Consider the following 21,537-nt stretch of genomic DNA (forward strand, 5'->3'; position numbering starts at 1 on the left):
GTGGACAATAATCAACAGATATCAAAAATATCAAGGACTCATTACCAATTATAAAATTGTGGATAACGGTAGGTGTAATTATGACAAGACAAGCAAGGGTTGAACGTAAGACAAATGAAACAGATATAAAACTAGATTTTACAGTAGATGGGGAAGGCATTTCAAAGCTAGATACTGGCGTTCCATTTATGTCCCACATGCTAGATCTCTTTACACAACATGGAAAATTCAACTTAACTGTTGATGCAAATGGGGATACAGAAATTGATGATCACCATACAACTGAGGACATTGGAATTTGTTTAGGACAGGCATTGCGTGAAGCACTTGGAGATAAAAAAGGCATCAAGCGCTACGGAAATGCATTTGTTCCAATGGATGAAGCTCTCGCGCAGGTTGTCATTGATTTAGGAAATCGTCCACACTTCGAATTGAAGGCAGATTTCCCAAGTACTCGAGTAGGCACATTTGATACAGAACTTGTTCATGAATTTTTATGGAAGCTTGCGTTAGAGGCGAGAATCAATCTCCATGTAATTGTTCACTACGGTCACAATACACATCATATGATTGAAGCTATTTTTAAAGCGTTTGGTCGTGCATTAGATGAAGCAACGATGATTGACCCACGAGTTAAGGGGGTCCCGTCAACGAAAGGGATGTTGTAGATGATAGGTATAATCGATTATGGCATGGGGAATTTATACAGCGTTTCTAAGGCGCTTGAACGGATGAACTATGATTATTTCATTTCAAGTTCACCAGATGAGCTTGCGAAAGCAGAAGGATTAATTTTACCAGGTGTAGGGTCCTTTAAGGACGCAATGGGGATCTTACATGAAAAAGGATTAGTCGGTTTCATAAAGGAGTCCGTTGCAAAAGGGACTCCGCTCTTAGGAATCTGTCTTGGAATGCAGCTTTTATTTGAAGAAAGTGAAGAAAATGGACTTACCCAAGGTTTTGGTTTCTTACAAGGTAGAATTACAAAAATACCTGGCGTAGCAGCGAATGGTGAAACCTATAAAGTTCCCCATATGGGATGGAATGATCTTGAACTCAAAAATCCATCTCCACTATTAAAAGACATCGAGGGTGGGCACGTCTATTTCGTTCATTCCTACTTCGCAGAGACTGACAGTGAAAATGTAATTGCAAGTAGCATGTATGATGTCGAAGTTCCAGCTGTTGTTGGAAAAAGTAATGTGTTTGGAACCCAGTTTCATCCTGAAAAAAGCAGTGAGCTAGGATTAAAAATTCTCCAAAACTACGCTGTGATTGTGGAAAAGAAGGTGACAATATGAGTACTTTTACAATTTACCCGGCAATCGATATGCGCGGTGGCAAATGTGTTCGATTGCTGCAAGGGGATTATAATAAAGAAACCGTCTATGGTGATTCTCCGTTTGATATGGCAAAAGCCTTCGCTGATGCGGGAGCTGAGTGGATTCACATGGTCGATTTAGATGGAGCAAAAGCGGGTAAACGTGTGAATGACCAATACGTGATTGAGGTTGCCAAGAAACTTGATGCAAAAGTTCAAATCGGTGGCGGTATTCGAACCGAAGAGGATGTAGCTTATTATATTGATAATGGTGTTGACCGCGTCATTTTAGGAAGTGCAGCCATCTCTAATCCTGATTTTGTAAAAAACATGCTTAAGAAATACAAAGAAAAAATTGCGATAGGCATAGATGCAAAAGACGGTTATGTAGCGACTGAAGGTTGGTTAAATACATCATCTGTAAAAGCGACTGACTTAGGTGTTGAGCTCGCAAAAGCAGGTGCACAAACATTCATTTTTACAGATATCGCGACAGACGGCATGCTTAGCGGTCCTAACATTGATGCGGTTGCAACGCTTGCTTCTGTTACAGGAAAACAAGTCATTGCTTCTGGTGGAGTTAGCTCTATTGAAGACTTAAAAGCTCTTAGTAAGTTAGCAGATCGAGGTGTTTCTGGTGCAATCGTTGGAAAAGCCATCTATACCAATCAGTTTACCGTGCAAGAGGCGTTAGAAGAGGTGAATGCGTGATGATTACAAAACGTATCATTCCATGTTTGGACGTAAAAGATGGTCGGGTTGTGAAAGGCATTCAATTTGTTGGTCTACGTGATGCAGGGGATCCTGTTGAACTTGCAAAATTCTATGATTCAGAAGGTGCAGATGAACTCGTATTCCTTGATATTTCTGCCTCACATGAAGGTCGAAAAACGATGGTTGAGGTTGTCGAAAAAGTGGCAGCAGAGCTTGCGATTCCTTTCACAGTTGGAGGAGGAATTAATTCCTTAGAGGATATGAAAAAAATCCTCCGTGCCGGTGCTGACAAAGTTTCACTAAATACGGCAGCCGTGACAAACCCTGCCTTAATCAAGGAGGGCGCTGACTTCTTTGGCTCTCAATGTATTGTTGTTGCGATCGACGCAAAATACGATGAGAAACTTAGTAGCTGGAGAGTTTACACTCATGGCGGACGTAAAGCAACTGAGTGGGAGGTTGTTTCTTGGGCGAAGGAAGCAATCAAGCTTGGTGCTGGTGAAATATTATTAACTAGTATGGACGATGACGGAAGCAAGGATGGCTTCAATCTTGAATTAACAAAACGAGTGAGTGAGGCAGTTACTGTACCTGTTATCGCATCAGGTGGCGCAGGAAATGCTGAACATTTTGTACAAGCATTCAAAGAAGGTAAGGCAGACGCTGCATTAGCGGCAAGTATTTTTCACTACAAAGAAACTTCCGTAAAAGAAGTGAAGACTTATTTAAAAGAGAAAGGGGTCAATGTCCGATGAACACACCAGACATTAAATTCGACGAAAAAGGACTTGCTCCAGCTATTGTTCAGGATGCAGTAAGTAAAGAGGTATTAACACTCGCTTATATGAATGAAGAATCTTTACGTAAATCCATTGAAACACGTGAAACTTGGTTTTATAGCCGTTCACGCCAGGAGCTTTGGCACAAAGGGGAAACCTCAGGTAATACTCAAAAAATAGTGGATATGAAGTATGATTGTGACCAGGATGCCCTCCTTGTTTTAGTTGAGCCAGCTGGTCCGGCTTGCCACACAGGAAGCTATTCTTGCTTCAATGAATCAGTTCTAGGAGAATCAAAAGAAGTGTCCTCTGACCGCTTCGCTATTCTTAATGAACTTGAAGAAGTAATTGCTAAGCGTGAAGCAGAAATGCCAGAAGGAGCTTATACTACATACCTATTTGATAAAGGAGTAGATAAGATTCTGAAAAAAGTCGGTGAAGAAGCTTCAGAGGTTATTATTGCAGCAAAAAACCGGGATCATGAAGAACTTAAGTGGGAAGCAGCAGATTTAATTTATCACTTGCTAGTCTTACTTCGTGAACAAAAGCTTCCACTTGATGAAGTATTGTCCGTACTACAAAAGAGAAGATAAGAATGTAAAGGGTGCTTATCCACAGATAAGCACCTTTTTCAATTCTAGACCTTACTGAAATGTGAGCTACATATCCACGATATCCACATTATCCACATTTCGCATTAGTTCGATGTGCATATGTCCAATCAAACCAGCAGCCACGGTACTTTATTCAAAGAAGTGTGGAAAGTTGTCCACATTATTAACATTACCCACAAATTACCACTCGAACTTTCTCCAAAAGTTTTTTCCTTTTACCCAAGCACCCCTATGTGTCAAGGATTATATATGTTATACTACGTTGGGAAATATGTTTAAAAAGCAGTATTTATAGTTGATGTTCAAAAAATCAGGTAAAAATGACACATCGAATTTCTTTGTTGGCTTGCTTTTCCGTTACTTACGTATAAAATGCATACGTTCCGTTACTCAAAGCTGCGCCGCCTAGAAATTTCGACGCACAGGATGTGCTAGTGTCGACAATTCCACAGGACGTGGCGTTTTTGTCGACGAGGTCCTTTTTATCCTCCTTTTTGAACACGTACTTTTAATGGAGGACCCCGATGGAAAAACAAAACAGAAAAGAAAGTCAGCATAGTTCAAAGGTAATTCCGTTTATCCAGACGGGAGAATATTATTTTAAAAAAGGACTAAAGGCGTATCGCCAGCATGATATATATAAATCCATAAAACATTTTAAACGAGCGATTCAGCTTGAACCGAAAGAGCCGATGTTCTTATGCCAATTATCTGTAGCCTTAACAGAAATTGGTGATTATGTCCTATCTAATCAATATCTTACAAAAATAATGGAAGATCCAAATTTCGATATGCCAGAGTGCTATTATTTCATGGCCAATAATTATGCACATCTAGGTTTGTTCCAAGAAGCAGGCAAACATGCACAAGCCTATTTAGATTGTGAGCCAGAGGGCGACTTTTCGGAGGATGCCGAGGATTTGCTTGATTTATTGCTCCTTGAGGAAGTGGACTTTGAAGATTCAGCTAACCAACAGGATGAACTCATCGTCATGCAAGAACAAGCCCGTGATTACCTTGAAACAGGACGATTAGACGAAGCAGTGACCCTTTTAAAGGAAATCATTCGCGAATACCCGGAATTCTGGTCTGCTTATAATAATTTAGCACTTGCGTATTTTTATTCTGGTGATGTTGAGAATGCATCAGAGATTCTTGATGAGGTTTTGAGTAAAAACCCTGGCAATCTTCATGCACTTTGCAACTCATTGGTATTTCTATATTATCAGCGAAAAAATCAGCAGGTAAAAGAGCTAACAAAACGATTAGCGCTGATCCATCCGATCCTTTCCGAACACCGCTATAAGCTAGGTGCAACATTTGGGTTGGTCGGAAGACATGATCTGGCTTATAAATGGTTGCGAAGTCTGCAACGAAGTGGGTTTGAAGGGGACGAAACCTTCTATTATTGGCTTTCTCACGCTGCTCATTTTACAGAGCACCATGATGTTGCCCAAAATGCATGGAAGCGAGTGCTTGAAGATAATCCAAGTAAAAAGGGCTCAGCCCCATGGGAATCAGACCGTACTAAATCCATTAGTGATGTATTGGACCGTTGGTTAACTGGTGATTTTATTGAGGAACGCCTATATGGTTTATTTTTGGCAAGTAAGACAAATTCTTCTCTTGCCCGCAAAGATATTAAACATATACAATTCCATGCGACCCTTGAACAAGAATTTGCAAACTATGTCCTTAGTAAAAAGAAAAAAATAGGAAAAATTCCGGCTTATATTATTGATGGATACAATATTGCAGACACTTTATTTACAAAAAATAAACATGATGACTCTGCAAATGAGGAACTCTATTTAACATGGTTAATGATTTATGATGAAGCGGTTAAGCGTCAATTCAATGTATCTAACTGGCAAGCATGGGCTGCAGCAACTGAATACATTTGGCGTAACCACGGGTCACGTACGATAACCCAAAAACAGGTTGCTGAGAAATATAATATTTCAAAAGCAACCGTGATGAAGTATGTAAAATTTGTTAAAGAACTCTTACAATGAGCATATTAATAGCGGATTTTGTCAGGTTTTTATAGGATAGGGGTAGGAGATACTAAAACAATAAAATCCACTTTTATAAAGGATGTAAGGAGAGACGTAAAAATGACTGAAGAAAAAATTTATGATGTCATTATAATCGGTGCTGGACCAGCGGGTATGACCGCGGCCGTTTATACATCTCGTGCAGACTTATCAACGTTAATGCTTGAGCGCGGGATTCCTGGTGGCCAAATGGCAAACACTGAAGAAGTTGAAAACTACCCAGGATTTGATCATATTTTAGGACCTGAATTATCCACAAAAATGTTCGAGCATGCGAAGAAATTCGGTGCTGAATATGCGTATGGTGATATAAAAGAAATAATTAACGGTGAAGAATACAAGACTGTCATTGCAGGCAGCAAAGAATATAAAGCACGTGCTATTATTATCGCAACTGGTGCGGAATATAAGAAAATTGGGGTTCCAGGTGAACAAGAACTTGGTGGCCGAGGCGTTTCTTACTGTGCCGTGTGTGATGGAGCATTCTTTAAAAACAGAGAGCTTGTTGTAGTTGGTGGGGGGGACTCAGCTGTAGAAGAAGGCGTGTACTTAACGCGTTTCGCTTCTAAAGTTACAATCATCCACCGTCGTGACGAACTTCGTGCCCAAAAAATTCTTCAACAACGTGCATTCGATAACGAAAAAGTGGAGTTTATCTGGAATCACACAGTTAAAGAAATACACGAAAAAGATGGTAAGGTTGGTTCCTTAACGCTTGTAAATACAAAGACTGGTGAGGAAACAGAATTTGGCGCAGACGGCGTATTCATCTATGTCGGTATGCTTCCGCTATCAAAACCATTCGAAAATCTAGGTATTACGAACGAAAACGGTTATATCGAAACAAACGAGCAAATGGAAACAAAAGTACCAGGCATCTTTGCAGCAGGTGACATCCGTGAAAAGCAACTTCGTCAAATTGTTACTGCAACAGGTGATGGAAGTATTGCGGCACAAGCAGCTCAACACTATATCGAAGAATTAATGGAAAAAATCAAAGCATAAAGTAGAAACACCTTCGTATCGGAGGTGTTTTTTTGACGAATTAAAGGGTGGGAAAAATCTTATGATCGATTTACAGGTTAAACCGACAATCTTCGGAGAAAATACAATTCTAAGACCATTTAACATGGATGAAGATTTCCCGTATATAGAAGAATGTTTAAAAGATCCTATTGTCCTTAAATATACGGGTAGCACAGCGGGATATGATAAAGAAAAAACTCTTCTGTGGTACAGAACAAGAAATGAACAGAAAGATCGATTGGATCTTGCTATTGTTGATAAGGAGAAGCAAGTCTTAGTTGGAGAAGTCGTGGTTAATTTATATGATGAAAAAACACATAGCATGAATTTTAGAATCCTGATTGGTCCAAATGGCAGAGACAAAGGACTCGGAACAGAAGCAACTCAGCTTATGGTTGATTATGTTTTTCAAAACACTGACCTTAACCAACTAACTCTAAGTGTTTTTGACTTTAACCCAAGAGCCAAAACAGTTTATGAAAAAGTGGGGTTTATTACTGACAGTGTAGACAAAGATGACTTAGAGTTTGAAGGAGAATGGATCGATTCCATCAACATGAAACTAACAAGAGCGGATTGGGAGAAGAAGCGGTCGGGAAGCTAGGCAAACTTATCATACGATATAAATAACTGAGGATTCGGACAAAGACGTGCATTAAATTAGGAAAGCAGTCCGAATCCCGAGCACATTCGGACACTGTAGCCTCTAAAAATTATAAAAGCTGTCCGAATACCACTCATAATCAGACACACTAATGCACGGAACTAAGAGAGCAGACTGAATACAACATTCATTCGGACTCACCAGCCTGTGAAACTAAGAAAGCAGTCTGAAGCCCACACATATTCGGACTCACCAGCCTGTGAAACTAAGAAAGCAGTCCGAATTCCACACATATTCGGACTCACACTCCTATGAAACTAAGAAAGCAGTCCGAATACTACATTCATTCGGACTCACCGGCCTGTGAAACTAAGAAAGCAGTCTGAATACTAAACTCATTCGGACCCACCAGCCTGTGAAACTAAGAAAGGAGTCCGAATTCCACACATATTCGGACTCACACTCCTATGAAACTAAGAGAGCAGTCCGAATACAACTCAAATTCGGACACACTAATGCATGAAACTAAGAAAGCAGTCCGAATACCACACATATTCGGACTCACACTCCAATGAAACTAAGAAAGCAGTCCGAATACTACACTCATTCGGACCCACCAGCGCATGAAACTAAGAAAGCAGTCTGAATACTACACTCATTCGGACCCACCAGCGCATGAAACTAAGAAAGCAGTCCGAATACTACACTCATTCGGACCCACCAGCGCATGAAACTAAGAAAGCAGTCCAAATACCGTACTCATTCGGACAGCTATGCCCCTTAATGAGTAGAAAGATGTCAAAATCCAAAATACACACTCAAGACCGCTCCTCGATAAGATATACCTGTCCCAATTCCGTAAAGAATTAAAATGAGATGATATCAAATGGCATACAAAATGTATCAATTATAATGATCATCTAAAATCAAACAGATATATATACGCTTTCTCAATAATATAGTGATATAAACGGGGATGAATTTTGAATATTGCTTTTTATTTTATCGAATGCCCAGAAAGGGAGATTTTTGTGTCGAGGATTGATTTATCAAGATTTGAGAAGAGGATTGTGTTACGAAATATTAGGCATGAGGACATCGAAGAGATTATTGAGCTTTCAAAAGTGTGTTTTCCCAATATGGACCCATGGGAGCGGGATCAATTAGAAAGCCATCTTACCATCTTTCCTGAAGGTCAATTTTGTGTTGAATATGATGGGAAAATCATTGGCTCCTGCTCAAGCTTAATTGTTGATTTTGATGAATATGAGGATAAGCATACGTTCGATGAGATTAGCGATAACTCCTATATTCGCAACCATGACCCACATGGGAAAAATCTTTATGGAATTGATGTCATGGTCCATCCGGATTATCGCCGTATGAAAATCGGGCGTCGACTCTATGAGGCTAGAAAAAAACTTACTCAAGAACTCAACTTAGAAAGTATCATTATTGGGGGAAGAATCTCAAACTATCATAAATATGCGGATGAAATGTCTGCTAGGGAATATGTGGATCAGGTCATCCAACAGAACATCTATGATCCAGCCCTTACTTTTCAAATGATTAATGGGTTTGTCCTGAAGCGCGTTAATGCCAATTACTTATCGGATCGGGATTCTTTAGGCTATGCAACTCTAATGGAATGGAATAATCCAGATTACTTGCCTAAGAAAACGAGGAGAATTTACAATCGGTCCCTCCCAGTAAGAATTTCAGTGATTCAATATATGATGAAAAAAATCAAATCCTTTGAAGACTTTGCCACACAATGTGAATATTTTATCGATGCGAGTTCTAACTTCCGCTCAGACTTTGCTGTGTTCCCTGAAACGTTTACCATGCAGTTATTGTCGTTCATTGATGAGCAGGTACCGAGTAAACAAATCAAAAGAGTTTCAGAATATACGGAGGACTATATTAATCTCTTTTCGAAACTTGCCGTAACATATAATATTAATATCGTAGGCGGTTCGCACTTTGTGGAAGAGGATCATTGCCTTTATAATGTTGCGTACCTTTTCAGACGAGATGGTACAATCGATAAGCAATATAAGCTCCATATCACACCTGATGAGAGAAGATGGTGGGGAGTTCAACCAGGGAATGGTGTCCACGTATTTGACACAGACTGTGGAAAAATCTCAATTCTGATAAGCTATGATATACAATTTCCGGAGCTTGCTCGGATTGCTGTGGATAAAGGGGCACAAATTATTTTTACCCCGTTTAGCTCAGAAGATCAACAGGGGTATTTAAGAGTGAGGTATTGTTCACAAGCTCGTGCTGTTGAAAATCAAGTATATACGGTAATTGCTGGTGCGGTCGGTAACCTTACACATGTCCCACATATGGATGTACAGTACGCACAATCCGGTATTTTTTCACCATCTGATTTTACGTTCTCAAGCAATGGAATTGTTGGAGAGTGCAACCCGAATATTGAAACAATCGTGGTGGGAGAGGTTGACCTTGAAAGCCTTCGACGAAACCGTAACATTGGAACCGAAACCCCACTAAAAGATCGCCGAACGGATTATTATCAAATTATCACGAAGAAACCTAAACAAGCCAAAAAGACAATCCCATCTGATTAAATACTTATACACATGTGAATAACTGTTTAACATAAATTAACCGCCTAATCCGCAAAGGAATAGGCGGTTATTCATATTTCTATCTTACACGCTTCGTTCAACCCTAAAAATCGCGTGATGTAGCTTTTCAATCATGAGTTCGACTTCTTCCTTTCTGATACAGAGAGGGGGAGCGAAGACGAGTGTATCCAAACCATCAAATACGACGGATCTACAGATTAAGCCGATTTTCGCGGCCTCATTCACAATTTTGGGGGCAAGAGGTCCTTTTACATGCTGTGGTGTATTGATTTCGACAGCACCCATGAGGCCGAGTGCACGGACATGACTGACAAGACTGCTTTCACCTTGAATCCATGAAAAACCATCAAGCATTTTGGCACCCATTTTTGCAGAATTCTCGATTAATCCCTCTTCTTCAATGATTTCGATGTTTTTCAACGCGACTGCACATGCCATTGGATGACCACTGTACGTATATCCATGTAAAAGTGTCCCAGTTGATAGTTGCTTGAAATCCTCAAAAATAGCCTCGGATAGTATGACCCCACCTAACTGGGCATATCCACTCGTTACACCTTTGGCAAAACACATCATGTCAGGTGAAACACCATAGTGGTCCACTCCAAAGTATTCACCTGTCCGTCCAAATCCTGTAATCACTTCATCTGTAATCCATAAAATATTGTATTCATCACATATGTTCCGCACTTCTTTAAAATATCCTTCAGGTGCGATATGGACCCCGCCAGCCCCTTGCACGGGTTCAGCGACAAATGCAGCAATTGTATCTGGACCTTCAGTTTCAATCGTCTGGCGCAATTCCTCAGTAGAAAAATTATCCGTATGATAAAAATCAGGTGCTAATGAATTTGTAAAATCTCGAAAAGGCTTTAGGCCTGTTGCACTTGTCGATCCCATGGCAACTCCATGATAAGACCTATTACGAGAGATGATTTTCTTTTTCCCAGGTATTCCACGGAGTATCCAGTAATGCCGTGCTAATTTATATGCCGTATCATTTGCTTCAGAGCCACCAGAAGTAAAAAAGGTTGTTGATAAACTTCCTGGTGATATTTCTGCAAGTTTAGTTGCCAAACGGATTGCGGGTTCATTGCTAAATGTTGCAAAACAAGAGCTAAATGCAAGCTTATTCATCTGCTCCTGTGCTGCTTGCCCTAATTCTTTGCGACCGTGTCCAATATTGACATTCCATAAAGACGACATGCCATCGAGTACGCGTTTTCCATTTACATCCTCAAGAAACACACCTTCTCCTTTTGTGAAAATAAAGGCAGGTCCTAAATCCTGCTGTTGCTGAATCGGAGAGGTTGGATGCAAAAAATGTTTTTGATCAAGTTCCATCAGTTCCTGTCGCACCATTACTTTTTCGTTCATTCAATTCCTCCTTCGTAAATAAGCTTTTATTGAAATATATGCGAAGGGTTCAAGCTTTTGAACTACGAATAAGTGAAGGAACTACTCCTTTCGGGTTAATGTTTCGTTTATGTAAATAACCACGTTTAAAACGTAATTTTGTTTTAACTCTCCTGTAACACGGATGAAATATATTTTGAGTATGATAATAGTAGTAATTGACCCCCTTTTTATAAATAGATTTTTTTTGGGCACGGGTACATCCCCCGTGCCCCCTTTTTTTGTCGGCCGAAAATGACACTTCGAATTTCTGCAAATATTACTCCGAGAACATAGTGAATTACTAGGACATGCGCTTGCGTCTGATAGTTTATTCTCCAGGTTAATTCCTCAGCGCAAGGCTGCAATGATGTTAACTCAAGCAGTTGCCTCGTTCCGGTACTCGGGAGCTCGCGCCGCCTTGAACTCTCGACGCACAGGACGTGCTAGTGTCGACAACCACAGGACGTCGACGCGTTCCTATTCAACCTCCTTTAGGAAACACACCTTAAATTTAAAAAAACAATATGAAAATCTTGTTCGTTGTGAGTACCTGTTAGAAATAGTATAATAATATCAATATGAATGCTTACAAACGGTCTATTTAAAAAGAGACCGACTTGGGGTGAAAGAAAGTGCAAAGAGTAACAAATTGCTTAGTACGCAAGGATAATAAAGTCTTGCTTTTACAAAAGCCACGACGCGGGTGGTGGGTTGCCCCTGGTGGAAAAATGGAACCGGGTGAGTCAATCCGTGACTCTTGTATCCGTGAATACCGTGAGGAAACTGGACTTTATCTTAAGAACCCAGATATTAAAGGGATTTTTACATTTATCATTAAAGAAGGTGACAAGGTAACCTCTGAATGGATGATGTTTTCTTTCTTAGCTAATGATTTTGAAGGGGAAAATGTTGATGAATCTGAAGAGGGAATCCTGAAATGGCAAGACATCGGGGACATACCCAATCTGCCGATGGCACCAGGTGATTATCATATTTTAGATTATGTACTTAAAGGTTCTGGGGTCATATATGGGACATTTACATATACACCCGATTTTCAATTACTATCTTATCGATTAGATCCAAGCTAATTTATTCAGTCGAGATTCAAGCACAGACTGCATAAAGTTAGTGCGTCTGGCGGATGCCTCAGATTTTTTAGAGAAAAATTTCAAGCATAAGACATTAAGAACGCCACATTCTGTGACAACGTCTTTGTAAACCCTCGTGTGGATATAGAAAATCTGTGTGCAAATATGCCAAGGCGCATTTATATTAGGGAGGCAAAACAATGAGTGTTGGTTCAACAAGTGAAATACAATTAGTAATAATAACTGGAATGTCAGGTGCCGGAAAAACGGTTGCCATTCAAAGTTTTGAAGATTTAGGGTATTTTTGCGTAGATAACCTACCCCCAACTTTGCTTCCAAAGTTTCTAGAGTTGATGAAAGAATCTGGCGGAAAAATGAATAAAGTTGCACTCGTCATGGACTTACGTGGCCGTGAGTTTTTCGATAGCCTTTTTGCATCACTTGACGAGCTCTCAGAGGTCTCATGGATTTCTCCGCAAATCTTATTCCTTGACGCAAAGGATACGACTCTTGTTACTCGGTATAAGGAAACAAGACGTTCTCATCCTCTTGCTCCGACTGGTTCTCCATTGGAAGGGATACAGGCAGAGCGCGAAATTCTTGATGAACTTAAGGGAAGAGCACAATACATTTATGATACTTCTGAGTTAAAACCAAGAGAATTACGCGAGAAAATCTTAAAGCAATTTGCATCCGAATCAAGACCTACATTTACAGTCAACGTAATGTCATTTGGTTTTAAATATGGTATTCCTATTGACGCTGACCTCGTGTTTGATGTGCGTTTTCTTCCAAATCCACACTATATCGAAACGATGAGACCGAAAACTGGACTTGAAGATGATGTTTCAGGTTATGTATTAAAATGGACCGAAACACAGAAGTTTATTGAAAAGGTAACCGACTTGCTTGCATTTATGCTTCCTCAATACAAACGGGAAGGTAAAAGTCAGCTTGTTATTGGAATTGGTTGTACAGGTGGACAGCATCGTTCTGTTACGCTTGCCGAATATATCGCAAATCATTTCAAGGATGAATATCAGACCCATGTTTCTCACCGCGATATTGAGAAGAGAAAGGACAAAAAGTAATGACCGAGCCAAAACAACCAAAGATTGTCATCGTTGGTGGGGGAACAGGACTTTCTGTGCTTTTACGAGGGTTAAAATATCTACCTGTTGATATCACGGCAATTGTGACGGTTGCAGATGACGGGGGATCTTCTGGTCGTCTTCGAGATGAGATGGATATCCCACCGCCTGGTGATATTCGAAACGTATTAGCTGCGTTGTCAGATGTGGAGCCACTAATTGAAGATTTATTTCAACATCGGTTTGCCGGTGGGAATGGATTATCAGGTCATTCCCTGGGGAACTTGATTCTTGCGGCAATGACTACAATTACCGGGGATTTTGTTCACGCAGTTGGTGAAATGAGTAAAGTCCTCAATGTAAGAGGGAAGGTCCTTCCGGCGGCAAATAAAAGCGTCATTCTACATGCCGAAATGGAGGATGGTACTGTTGTTTCAGGAGAATCCAAGATTCCATATTCGGGGAAAAAAATAAAGCGTGTATTTTTAACACCTAGTGATGTAGAACCTCTACAAGAATCGATTGAAAAAATACAACAGGCAGATATGATTATCATTGGTCCTGGTAGCCTCTACACCAGTATTTTACCGAATTTACTTGTACCCAAAATCGGTGAAGAGGTTTTAAAATCGAAAGCAAAAAAAGTTTATATATGTAATGTAATGACACAGGCTGGGGAAACGTTGAATTTTACAGCTAGCGACCATGTTCAAGCTTTGTACGATCATATGGGCGTCAATTTCATTGATACTGTTCTTGTCAATAATGGAGAGATTCCTGAGAATATAAAAGAAAAATATGCAAAAGAGCTAGCAAAACCTGTAGTTTACGACACTGAAAGGCTTTCTGCTTTAGGTTTAGCTATCATCCATGATAAAATTATTTCATACGATAATGGAGTTATCAGACACGACACTACAAAAGTAGCAAACCTGTTATACGATTTGCTCATTAAAAATAAAAAGGGTGATTGAGGGTAAATCACCCACTTTTAAAAAAAGGGAGGTGGAACTGTGTCATTTGCATCAGAGACGAAAAAAGAACTTACAAATTTAGACATCAAAGACTGCTGCGCAAAAGCCGAGCTTTCCGCTTTGATCCGAATGAATGGCGCACTTTCCTTCTCTAACCAAAAAATGGTGGTTGACATCCAAACGGAAAACGCCGCGATTGCGAGAAGAATTTATACACTTCTGAAAAAATGCTATAATGTAGGAGTAGAGCTCCTTGTTCGAAAGAAAATGAGACTTAAGAAGAACAATGTATATCTTGTTCGCCTTATTGAGGATGCAAAGGAAATATTAGAAGACTTGAAGATTTTTGAAGGCTTTTCATTAAGGCAGGAAATTTCTTCGGAATTAGTAGCGAAGAAGTGCTGCAAACGCTCCTATTTACGCGGAGCTTTTTTAGCAGGTGGCTCTGTTAATAACCCAGAAACATCCTCGTACCATCTTGAGATTTTTTCATTATATAAAGAACACAATGACTCACTTTGTGAATTGATGAACGTTTTTGATCTCAACGCTAAAACGTTAGAACGAAAAAAAGGTTTCATCACCTACTTAAAAGAAGCAGAAAAAATCACAGAGTTCCTAAATGTCATTGGTGCGCATCAGGCATTGCTTCGTTTCGAGGATGTTCGAATTGTCCGTGACATGAGAAATTCGGTGAACCGCCTCGTCAATTGTGAAACAGCTAACCTTAATAAAACTATTGGGGCATCGATTCGTCAGGTGGAAAACATTCGATACATTGAAGAAACAGTCGGACTAGGCATTCTACCCGATAAATTAAGAGAAATTGCGGAGCTTCGCGTCGCCTATCAGGATGTCACACTTAAAGAGTTAGGCGAAATGGTAACATCAGGCCAGATTAGTAAGTCGGGCATTAATCACCGACTTCGAAAAATCGATGAAATTGCTGATAAGCTACGAGCGGGCCAATCTATAAAGTGAGCACATTGCTCACTTGGAGAAAAATAAAGCGTTATCATTTTTAAATAAAATATGAAACCTTTAGAGCTCAACCTACGTATTAATAGGAAATACTAAAAAAAAACACAACTTAAGAATGTACAGAAAAATTTGAGGAGGAAGAAACGAATGGTGGAAAGACAAGTTGAGGTTGCTTTAAGAACGGGGTTACAAGCACGTCCTGCAGCGATGTTTGTTCAGGAAGCAAATAAATTTTCTGCAGATATCTTTTTAGAGAAAGATGGAAAAAAGGTAAATGCAAAAAGTATCATGGGTCTAATGAGCTTAGCAGTTGGCAGCGGTACAACAGTTACATTAATTGCTGATGGAAATGATGAAGAAGCAGCGGTTGAAGCATTAACTGAATTTGTTCAAAAAGAAGCATAAAAAAATCCTCTCACGATTAGATGTGAGAGGATTTTTATTATTTCTTATTTATTGTCTTGTGGGAACATAACCTTGTCGATTAATCCGTATTCCATTGCTTTTTCAGCAGTCATGAAGTTATCGCGGTCAGTGTCTTTTTCAATAATTTCTAGTGGTTGACCAGTACGCTCAGCTAAAATTTTGTTTAGCTTATCGCGTAGGAATAAGATACGCTTAGCCGCAATTTCGATTTCAGTTGCTTGCCCTTGTGCTCCACCAAGTGGTTGGTGAATCATAACTTCACTGTTAGGAAGCGCAAAACGCTTGCCTTTTTCACCAGCAGCAAGTAAGAAAGCACCCATAGAAGCAGCCATACCAATACAGATTGTAGAAACCTTTGGCTTAATGAACTGCATTGTGTCATAAATAGCCATACCAGCTGTAATCGAACCACCAGGGCTGTTAATGTATAAAGAAATATCTTTTTCAGGATCCTCAGCTGCTAAGAACAATAACTGAGACACAATTGAGTTAGCCACATTATCATCAATGGCACTTCCAAGCATGATAATACGGTCTTTTAATAAACGTGAGTAAATATCATAGGCGCGTTCTCCACGGTTTGTTTGCTCAATAACTGTAGGGATTAAATTCATTTAACTTCCTCCTTCAAAACAAATTAAAAACTTTACTACTATGTATTTCCATCATACAATTAAGGTCAGTAAAGGTCAAACAATTCGCTTTACTAACTTATCTTATTCTACAAACATTTATGACATACCTTTATCGATGTGAAAAAAACTAAATTTCATACGTATACCATCATAACCGAATCGGAGTGTTTTAAAACATACATCTTGCAATCAAATGCGTTCTAGCCTATAATGATGAGTGCAGTTTCTATTCAGACATGCCCTCGTAGTGTAGTGGATAGCACAAGAGATTCCGGTTCTCTTATCGTGGGTTCGAATCCTGCCGAGGGCGCTAATGAAGAAAGGACCAGAGTAAAATCTGGTCCTTTTTGCGTATTATGGTATTGGTACCTTTTTTCGTAAAATAGTTGAGGGGGGACACAAACGCATGAATCGTACCCTTACGAGCCGGAAATCGAGCCAAAAGGGAACACAAACGTGCTAATCGTACCCTTACAAGTCAGAAATCAACCTAAAAGGTAATGTAAACGCGAATCATACCCTCTTCAGCAAACAATCAGACTACGTTGGCATAGATATCCCCCGCCCATCACGTCGCCAAAGTTCCATCTCCAAATCGCTAATTATCCTTATACCCTAATGTTCCTTCGTACACATCCTCGTCAACTGGGTTCACAGCCCACATTGTTTGAATGGGATCAAATTCAGTTGCGAACTCTTCGTTGTTTTTCGCTTTTTTTGCTTCATCCAAAGTCCCCGTCACCGGGCCGGTATACATAATCTCATTTTTTTTCAATTCAAATCACCTCTTTAAAGTAGATTCTTTCAAAAAATGCATAAAAATGCGTGCTAAAATTTAACTTTTTCGATACCATAGAAGTAAGCTAAAATTAGCGATAGAACCTCTTCGATAAAATGAGGTTGTTCATTACAATAAGAAAAGTAAACGCTTCCATTTTAATACAACTCAGGGGAAGGGGGAAAACGAGAGTGAATATGCAAACTGGACTTTTTCAACAGCAATCATTAAAGCTAGTCATGACAAAGGAGCTAACTCAAGCTATAACTCTTTTACAATACTCTTCTTTGGATCTGACTAAATTTCTAGAAGAGCAAACATTAGAAAATCCCCTAATAGAAGTAAAACAAACGGATTTTAATAGAGTAATGAAATCAAAGGTCAAAAATGAATCCTATACAAATCCGATTGACTATATTGGAAAAAAAGAAACAACCCTTTATGAACATTTGCTTACACAACTTTCATATATGAAAGTGAACACCGAAAAAAAGCGAACGATGGAGTATATAATTCAACTTTTGGATAGCAACGGTTATCTGTATTTTCCGGAGGAGGAGATTGCAAAGGACCTTAATACCGATACAGAAACCATCGAAAGTGCAATTCACTATATTCAAAGTCTAGATCCGATTGGGGTAGGGGCAAGGTCCTTACAGGAATGCCTACTTCTACAACTCAGGAAATTGCCAAAGCGGAATAGTCTTGCTGAAACAATTATTCAGGACTATTTTGAAGAATTCGCAGAAAAGTCCTGGAAGGAAATCGCAAAGCAACTTGATGTAAAGCTCTTTGATATTCAACAGATTTTTGACTTTATCCAAACTCTTCAGCCGAGACCAGGTGCAGCTTTTCATGGAGGAGAAGCACAATATATTGTTCCTGACTTTGATATTCAAGTTGAAAATGGTGCTGTCATCATGAACATGCACGATTCATATTTACCAAAGGTTTCGTTGAATCTTCAGTATTACCAACATTTCATACAAGAAAAAGATTCAAAAACTAAATCCTATCTTCAAGAAAAAGTGGACCAGTGCCAATGGATTATGAGAAGTTTGGAGCAGAGAAAACTCACCTTACAAAATGTCATGAACGAAATCATCAATCGCCAACTGGACTTTTTTCTAAAAGGACCAGCTCATCTAAAACCGCTTATAATGAGTGATGTTGCACAAAGTTTAGACATTCATGAATCAACTGTAAGCCGTGCAGTAAAAGATAAATTTGTGCAAACTCCATTTGGTATCTTCGAAATGAAATATTTCTTTAGTCGCAACATCCAGACAACGGGTTCAACCGACACGTCATCAACTCAGGTTAAGAACGTTTTAAAAGAGTTGATTGATGAGGAAAATAAACAAAAGCCTTTGTCAGACCAGGATATTGTCAGTATACTTAAGGAGGAGCATGGTATTCTTGTGTCCAGAAGAACAATTGCAAAATACCGTGATCAATTAAATATACCATCTTCATCGAAGCGAAAAAGATACAGCAAGTAGATTGGAAGTGTAACAGTTGAGACGCATTCAAGTCACCATGTATTCAAAAGATAATTGCTCCCTTTGTACAAAAGCGAGGCGGGTTATCGAGGAATTAAGTGAGGAATTTCCATTAGAACTCAATGAGGTTGATATTTATAAAGATGATGAACTTCTTGAAAAATATCAAATCATGATTCCGGTTATCGAAATTGACGGAAACGAAGTGGAGTATGGGATTATCCATAAAGAAGTCATTCAAGAGTATCTAAGTAAATATTTAAAATAATCTGACTGCCTAAAAAATAGGCAGTTTATTTATTGCATTCTTTTAAAAGTACTGGTACTATAGAAAATGTAACACGGCGATATACAAACTTTATTCAATACTGAATAAAGTATGCCTCCGGCGGATGCCACAGATTTTCAAAGGAAATTTTTCGAGCAAGCACGAAAAAATCTGGGCGCAAATACGCCAAGGCGTATTTGATTTAACGAGTTGTTTTTTTTTACTGTAAGCGGGACATAATATGTCACAGCGGGACAAAAACAGTCCCTTATAGTAAAAAGGGGAAATGAATAAATGAGTTCGATTATTGAGGTACAACAAAAATTATTACCTGATTTACTAGAGGTTATGCAGAAACGCCATGAGATCCTCAAATACATACGACTTATGCAGCCGATTGGAAGAAGGAATCTTTCTACGAGTCTTGGTCATAGCGAACGTGTCCTCCGTGGTGAAGTTCAATTTTTAAAAGAACAAAACCTTGTTGACTTTAGTACGGCTGGAATGAGCTTAACAAGTGAGGGTGCTGAACTATTAAAGGACCTTGAGGATGTCATGAAGGAAGTTTTAGGTTTACGGGTTTTAGAATCACAGCTTAAGGAAAAGTTAAAGATAAAAGGTGTAATTGTCGTTTCTGGCGATAGTGACACAACTCCTTGGGTGAAAAAAGAAATGGGGAGAGCTTGCGTTTCAAGAATAAAACAAAGGCTTTCTGGAGAAAATATCGTCGCAGTTACTGGTGGTACAACCCTCGTTGAGGTCGCAGAAATGATGACCCCAGATTCGAAAGGGCGAAGTATATTATTTGTTCCAGCAAGAGGTGGACTAGGAGAACGAGTAGAAAATCAAGCAAATACCATTTGCGCAAAGATGGCCGAAAAAGCTTCTGGTGATTACCGTCTCCTCCATGTACCTGATGTTGTGAGCAATGAAGCGTATCAATCCTTTGTGGCCGAACCATCGATTCGGGATGTCCTGAATTTGATTAAATCGTCAAGTATGGTCGTTCACGGAATAGGAGACGCTATTACAATGGCTAAGCGGCGTAAAACAGATGAAGAGGACATGAAAAAAATCATTGAATCTCATGCAGTCGCAGAGGCTTTTGGGTATTATTTTGACGAAGATGGGAAAGTGGTCCATCGGGTTCAAACAATTGGCATCCAGCTAGAAGGTCTGAACGCAATTCACGATGTGATTGCCGTAGCTGGTGGAGCTTCGAAGGCAACAGCCATTCAAGCGTACTTAAAGCAGGCGCCTGAGACACTGTTAATAACAGATGAAGGTGCAGCTAAAGAGTTAATAAAGGGGTAAATCAACCTCTTAAATAATATTTTTTTAGGTTTCACATACAAAAGGAGGAAATCAAAAATGGCAGTAAAAGTTGGTATTAATGGTTTTGGACGTATTGGTCGTAACGTATTACGTGCGGCTCTAAAAAATCCAAATGTTGAAGTAGTAGCAGTAAACGATTTAACAGATGCAAATATGTTAGCACATCTATTAAAGTATGATACAGTTCACGGTGTTCTTAATGCAGAAGTATCTGTTAATGGAAACAACCTTGTTGTTAATGGAAAAGAGATCTTAGTTAAAGCTGAGCGCGACCCAGCTCAACTTGGTTGGGGAAACCTTGGAGTTGAGGTAGTTATTGAATCAACTGGTCGTTTCACTAAGCGTTCTGATGCAGCAAAACATATTGAAGCTGGTGCAAAGAAAGTTATCATTTCTGCTCCTGCAACTGATGAAGATATTACTATCGTTATGGGTGTTAACGAAGATAAGTACGATGCAGCAAGCCATGACGTAATTTCTAATGCTTCTTGTACAACAAACTGTTTAGCTCCATTTGCTAAAGTTCTAAATGAAAACTTTGGAATTAAGCGTGGTATGATGACAACTGTTCACTCTTACACAAATGACCAACAAATCCTTGACTTACCACATAAGGACTACCGTCGTGCTCGTGCAGCAGCTGAAAACATTATCCCAACATCTACTGGTGCTGCAAAAGCTGTTTCTCTAGTATTACCTGAATTAAAGGGTAAATTAAACGGTGGGGCAATGCGTGTTCCAACTCCAAACGTGTCTCTTGTAGACTTAGTAGCTGAGTTAGAAAAAGACGTAACTGTTGAGGAAGTAAATGCTGCATTACGCAAAGCTTCTGAAAATGAATTAAACGGAATTATGGGTTACAGTGAAGAGCCACTTGTTTCAAGTGACTACAACGGAAATTCAAATTCTTCAACTATCGATGCTCTTTCAACAATGGTTATGGAAGGCAGCATGGTAAAAGTTATCTCTTGGTATGACAACGAAAGTGGTTACTCTCACCGTGTAGTTGACCTTGTAGATTACATCGCATCAAAGGGTCTATAATTTTATTCAGCAGGAGTACCCCTCCTGAATAAAATTAAGCCTCCGGCGGATGCCACGATTTTTTAATGGTAACTTTTCGAGCGTGCTCGAAAAAAATCGGGCGCAAATACGCCGAGGCGTATTTGATTAAGTTACCGTTTGATTAGTATGTCATATTAGTCAATTAGTAAAACACATTGTTCTTTTAAACTAAAGCAACAACCACTATAATAGAACTCGTGAAGGGAAGGGAATGTTCCCTTCCCTTTTTGATGTCTATATGAGATGCTAATTACCGC

The 21,537-nt window shown here is 39.4% G+C and carries 21 protein-coding genes and 1 tRNA gene; 19 read left to right on the plus strand and 3 right to left on the minus strand.

All coding sequences use genetic code 11. The features are described 5' to 3' along the window. Positions 1 to 80: 80 nt before the first annotated feature. From hisB to NST91_RS05555, 9 genes are all read left to right on the plus strand, one after another. The gene (gene hisB, locus NST91_RS05515; RefSeq protein WP_341330350.1) at positions 81 to 668 is read left to right on the plus strand and encodes an imidazoleglycerol-phosphate dehydratase HisB; all 588 of its coding nucleotides are present in this window, start codon (positions 81 to 83) and stop codon (positions 666 to 668) included. Beyond that, positions 669 to 1,301: an imidazole glycerol phosphate synthase subunit HisH gene (hisH, locus tag NST91_RS05520; RefSeq protein ID WP_341330351.1), complete on the plus strand. Its 633-nt coding sequence runs from the start codon at positions 669 to 671 to the stop codon at positions 1,299 to 1,301. Beyond that, positions 1,298 to 2,032: a 1-(5-phosphoribosyl)-5-[(5-phosphoribosylamino)methylideneamino]imidazole-4-carboxamide isomerase gene (gene hisA, locus NST91_RS05525; RefSeq protein WP_341330352.1), complete on the plus strand. Its 735-nt coding sequence runs from the start codon at positions 1,298 to 1,300 to the stop codon at positions 2,030 to 2,032. Before hisH ends, hisA begins: the two co-directional genes overlap by 4 nt. After that, the gene (hisF, locus tag NST91_RS05530) at positions 2,032 to 2,790 is read left to right on the plus strand and encodes an imidazole glycerol phosphate synthase subunit HisF (protein WP_121446337.1); all 759 of its coding nucleotides are present in this window, start codon (positions 2,032 to 2,034) and stop codon (positions 2,788 to 2,790) included. The genes hisA and hisF overlap by 1 nt, the downstream gene beginning before the upstream one ends. Then, positions 2,787 to 3,407: a bifunctional phosphoribosyl-AMP cyclohydrolase/phosphoribosyl-ATP diphosphatase HisIE gene (gene hisIE, locus NST91_RS05535; RefSeq protein WP_341330353.1), complete on the plus strand. Its 621-nt coding sequence runs from the start codon at positions 2,787 to 2,789 to the stop codon at positions 3,405 to 3,407. The genes hisF and hisIE overlap by 4 nt, the downstream gene beginning before the upstream one ends. 545 nt (positions 3,408 to 3,952) lie before the next feature. After that, positions 3,953 to 5,443, plus strand: coding sequence for a tetratricopeptide repeat protein (locus NST91_RS05540; RefSeq protein ID WP_341330354.1), 1,491 nt, complete (start codon positions 3,953 to 3,955; stop codon positions 5,441 to 5,443). Positions 5,444 to 5,545: 102 nt separating this feature from the next. Beyond that, a complete protein-coding gene (gene trxB, locus NST91_RS05545; RefSeq protein ID WP_341330355.1) occupies positions 5,546 to 6,490 on the plus strand; it encodes a thioredoxin-disulfide reductase in 945 nt (314 codons plus the stop codon). Positions 6,491 to 6,551: 61 nt separating this feature from the next. Continuing rightward, complete coding sequence (locus NST91_RS05550) at positions 6,552 to 7,115, plus strand: GNAT family N-acetyltransferase (RefSeq protein WP_341330356.1); 564 nt, start codon at positions 6,552 to 6,554, stop codon at positions 7,113 to 7,115. Positions 7,116 to 8,146: 1,031 nt separating this feature from the next. Continuing rightward, the gene (locus tag NST91_RS05555) at positions 8,147 to 9,715 is read left to right on the plus strand and encodes a GNAT family N-acetyltransferase (RefSeq protein ID WP_121446332.1); all 1,569 of its coding nucleotides are present in this window, start codon (positions 8,147 to 8,149) and stop codon (positions 9,713 to 9,715) included. Between the two features lie 84 nt (positions 9,716 to 9,799). Here NST91_RS05555 and NST91_RS05560 read toward each other — a convergent pair whose 3' ends face one another. Continuing rightward, complete coding sequence (locus NST91_RS05560) at positions 9,800 to 11,113, minus strand: aminotransferase family protein (RefSeq protein ID WP_341330357.1); 1,314 nt, start codon at positions 11,111 to 11,113, stop codon at positions 9,800 to 9,802. 653 nt (positions 11,114 to 11,766) lie between these two features. On the opposite strand from NST91_RS05560, the gene NST91_RS05565 reads away from it, so the two are divergent. The 5 genes from NST91_RS05565 (at position 11,767) to NST91_RS05585 (ending at position 15,676) form a co-directional block, all read left to right on the plus strand. Beyond that, a complete protein-coding gene (locus tag NST91_RS05565; protein WP_099352509.1) occupies positions 11,767 to 12,225 on the plus strand; it encodes an NUDIX hydrolase in 459 nt (152 codons plus the stop codon). Between the two features lie 200 nt (positions 12,226 to 12,425). Then, entirely contained in the window at positions 12,426 to 13,316 is an 891-nt protein-coding gene (gene rapZ, locus NST91_RS05570) for an RNase adapter RapZ (protein ID WP_121446330.1), read from the plus strand. Next, on the plus strand, positions 13,316 to 14,290 hold the full coding sequence (gene mgfK, locus NST91_RS05575) for a gluconeogenesis morphogenetic factor MgfK (RefSeq protein ID WP_121446329.1): 975 nt from the start codon (positions 13,316 to 13,318) through the stop codon (positions 14,288 to 14,290). The genes rapZ and mgfK overlap by 1 nt, the downstream gene beginning before the upstream one ends. Before the next feature lie 39 nt (positions 14,291 to 14,329). Next, the gene (whiA, locus tag NST91_RS05580) at positions 14,330 to 15,271 is read left to right on the plus strand and encodes a DNA-binding protein WhiA (RefSeq protein WP_121446328.1); all 942 of its coding nucleotides are present in this window, start codon (positions 14,330 to 14,332) and stop codon (positions 15,269 to 15,271) included. 147 nt (positions 15,272 to 15,418) lie between these two features. Next, complete coding sequence (locus tag NST91_RS05585) at positions 15,419 to 15,676, plus strand: HPr family phosphocarrier protein (protein WP_121446327.1); 258 nt, start codon at positions 15,419 to 15,421, stop codon at positions 15,674 to 15,676. A gap of 44 nt (positions 15,677 to 15,720) precedes the next feature. On the opposite strand, the gene clpP is transcribed toward NST91_RS05585, so the two are convergent. Continuing rightward, complete coding sequence (gene clpP, locus NST91_RS05590) at positions 15,721 to 16,311, minus strand: ATP-dependent Clp endopeptidase proteolytic subunit ClpP (RefSeq protein WP_341330358.1); 591 nt, start codon at positions 16,309 to 16,311, stop codon at positions 15,721 to 15,723. 259 nt (positions 16,312 to 16,570) lie between these two features. Between clpP and NST91_RS05595 the strand changes: the two genes are divergently transcribed. Next, positions 16,571 to 16,642 (plus strand) — tRNA-Arg (locus NST91_RS05595). Positions 16,643 to 16,930: 288 nt separating this feature from the next. Here NST91_RS05595 and NST91_RS05600 read toward each other — a convergent pair. Beyond that, a complete protein-coding gene (locus NST91_RS05600; protein ID WP_341330359.1) occupies positions 16,931 to 17,107 on the minus strand; it encodes a hypothetical protein in 177 nt (58 codons plus the stop codon). A gap of 200 nt (positions 17,108 to 17,307) precedes the next feature. Here NST91_RS05600 and rpoN point away from each other — a divergent pair, with 200 nt between their 5' ends. The 4 genes from rpoN to gap all read left to right on the plus strand — a co-directional run bounded on the left by rpoN (position 17,308) and on the right by gap (position 21,259). Next, entirely contained in the window at positions 17,308 to 18,612 is a 1,305-nt protein-coding gene (gene rpoN, locus NST91_RS05605; protein WP_341333488.1) for an RNA polymerase factor sigma-54, read from the plus strand. 25 nt (positions 18,613 to 18,637) lie between these two features. Next, positions 18,638 to 18,880 (plus strand): glutaredoxin family protein, encoded by a 243-nt coding sequence (locus tag NST91_RS05610; RefSeq protein ID WP_341333489.1) that lies wholly within the window; start codon positions 18,638 to 18,640, stop codon positions 18,878 to 18,880. 294 nt (positions 18,881 to 19,174) lie between these two features. Beyond that, positions 19,175 to 20,194, plus strand: coding sequence for a sugar-binding transcriptional regulator (locus tag NST91_RS05615; protein WP_341330360.1), 1,020 nt, complete (start codon positions 19,175 to 19,177; stop codon positions 20,192 to 20,194). 57 nt (positions 20,195 to 20,251) lie between these two features. Then, complete coding sequence (gap, locus tag NST91_RS05620) at positions 20,252 to 21,259, plus strand: type I glyceraldehyde-3-phosphate dehydrogenase (protein WP_341330361.1); 1,008 nt, start codon at positions 20,252 to 20,254, stop codon at positions 21,257 to 21,259. The last annotated feature ends 278 nt before the right edge of the window (positions 21,260 to 21,537 follow it).

It is taken from the genome of Ferdinandcohnia sp. FSL W7-1320 (assembly GCF_038050315.1).
Classification (GTDB): Bacteria; Bacillota; Bacilli; order Bacillales; family Bacillaceae_L; genus Ferdinandcohnia; species Ferdinandcohnia aciditolerans.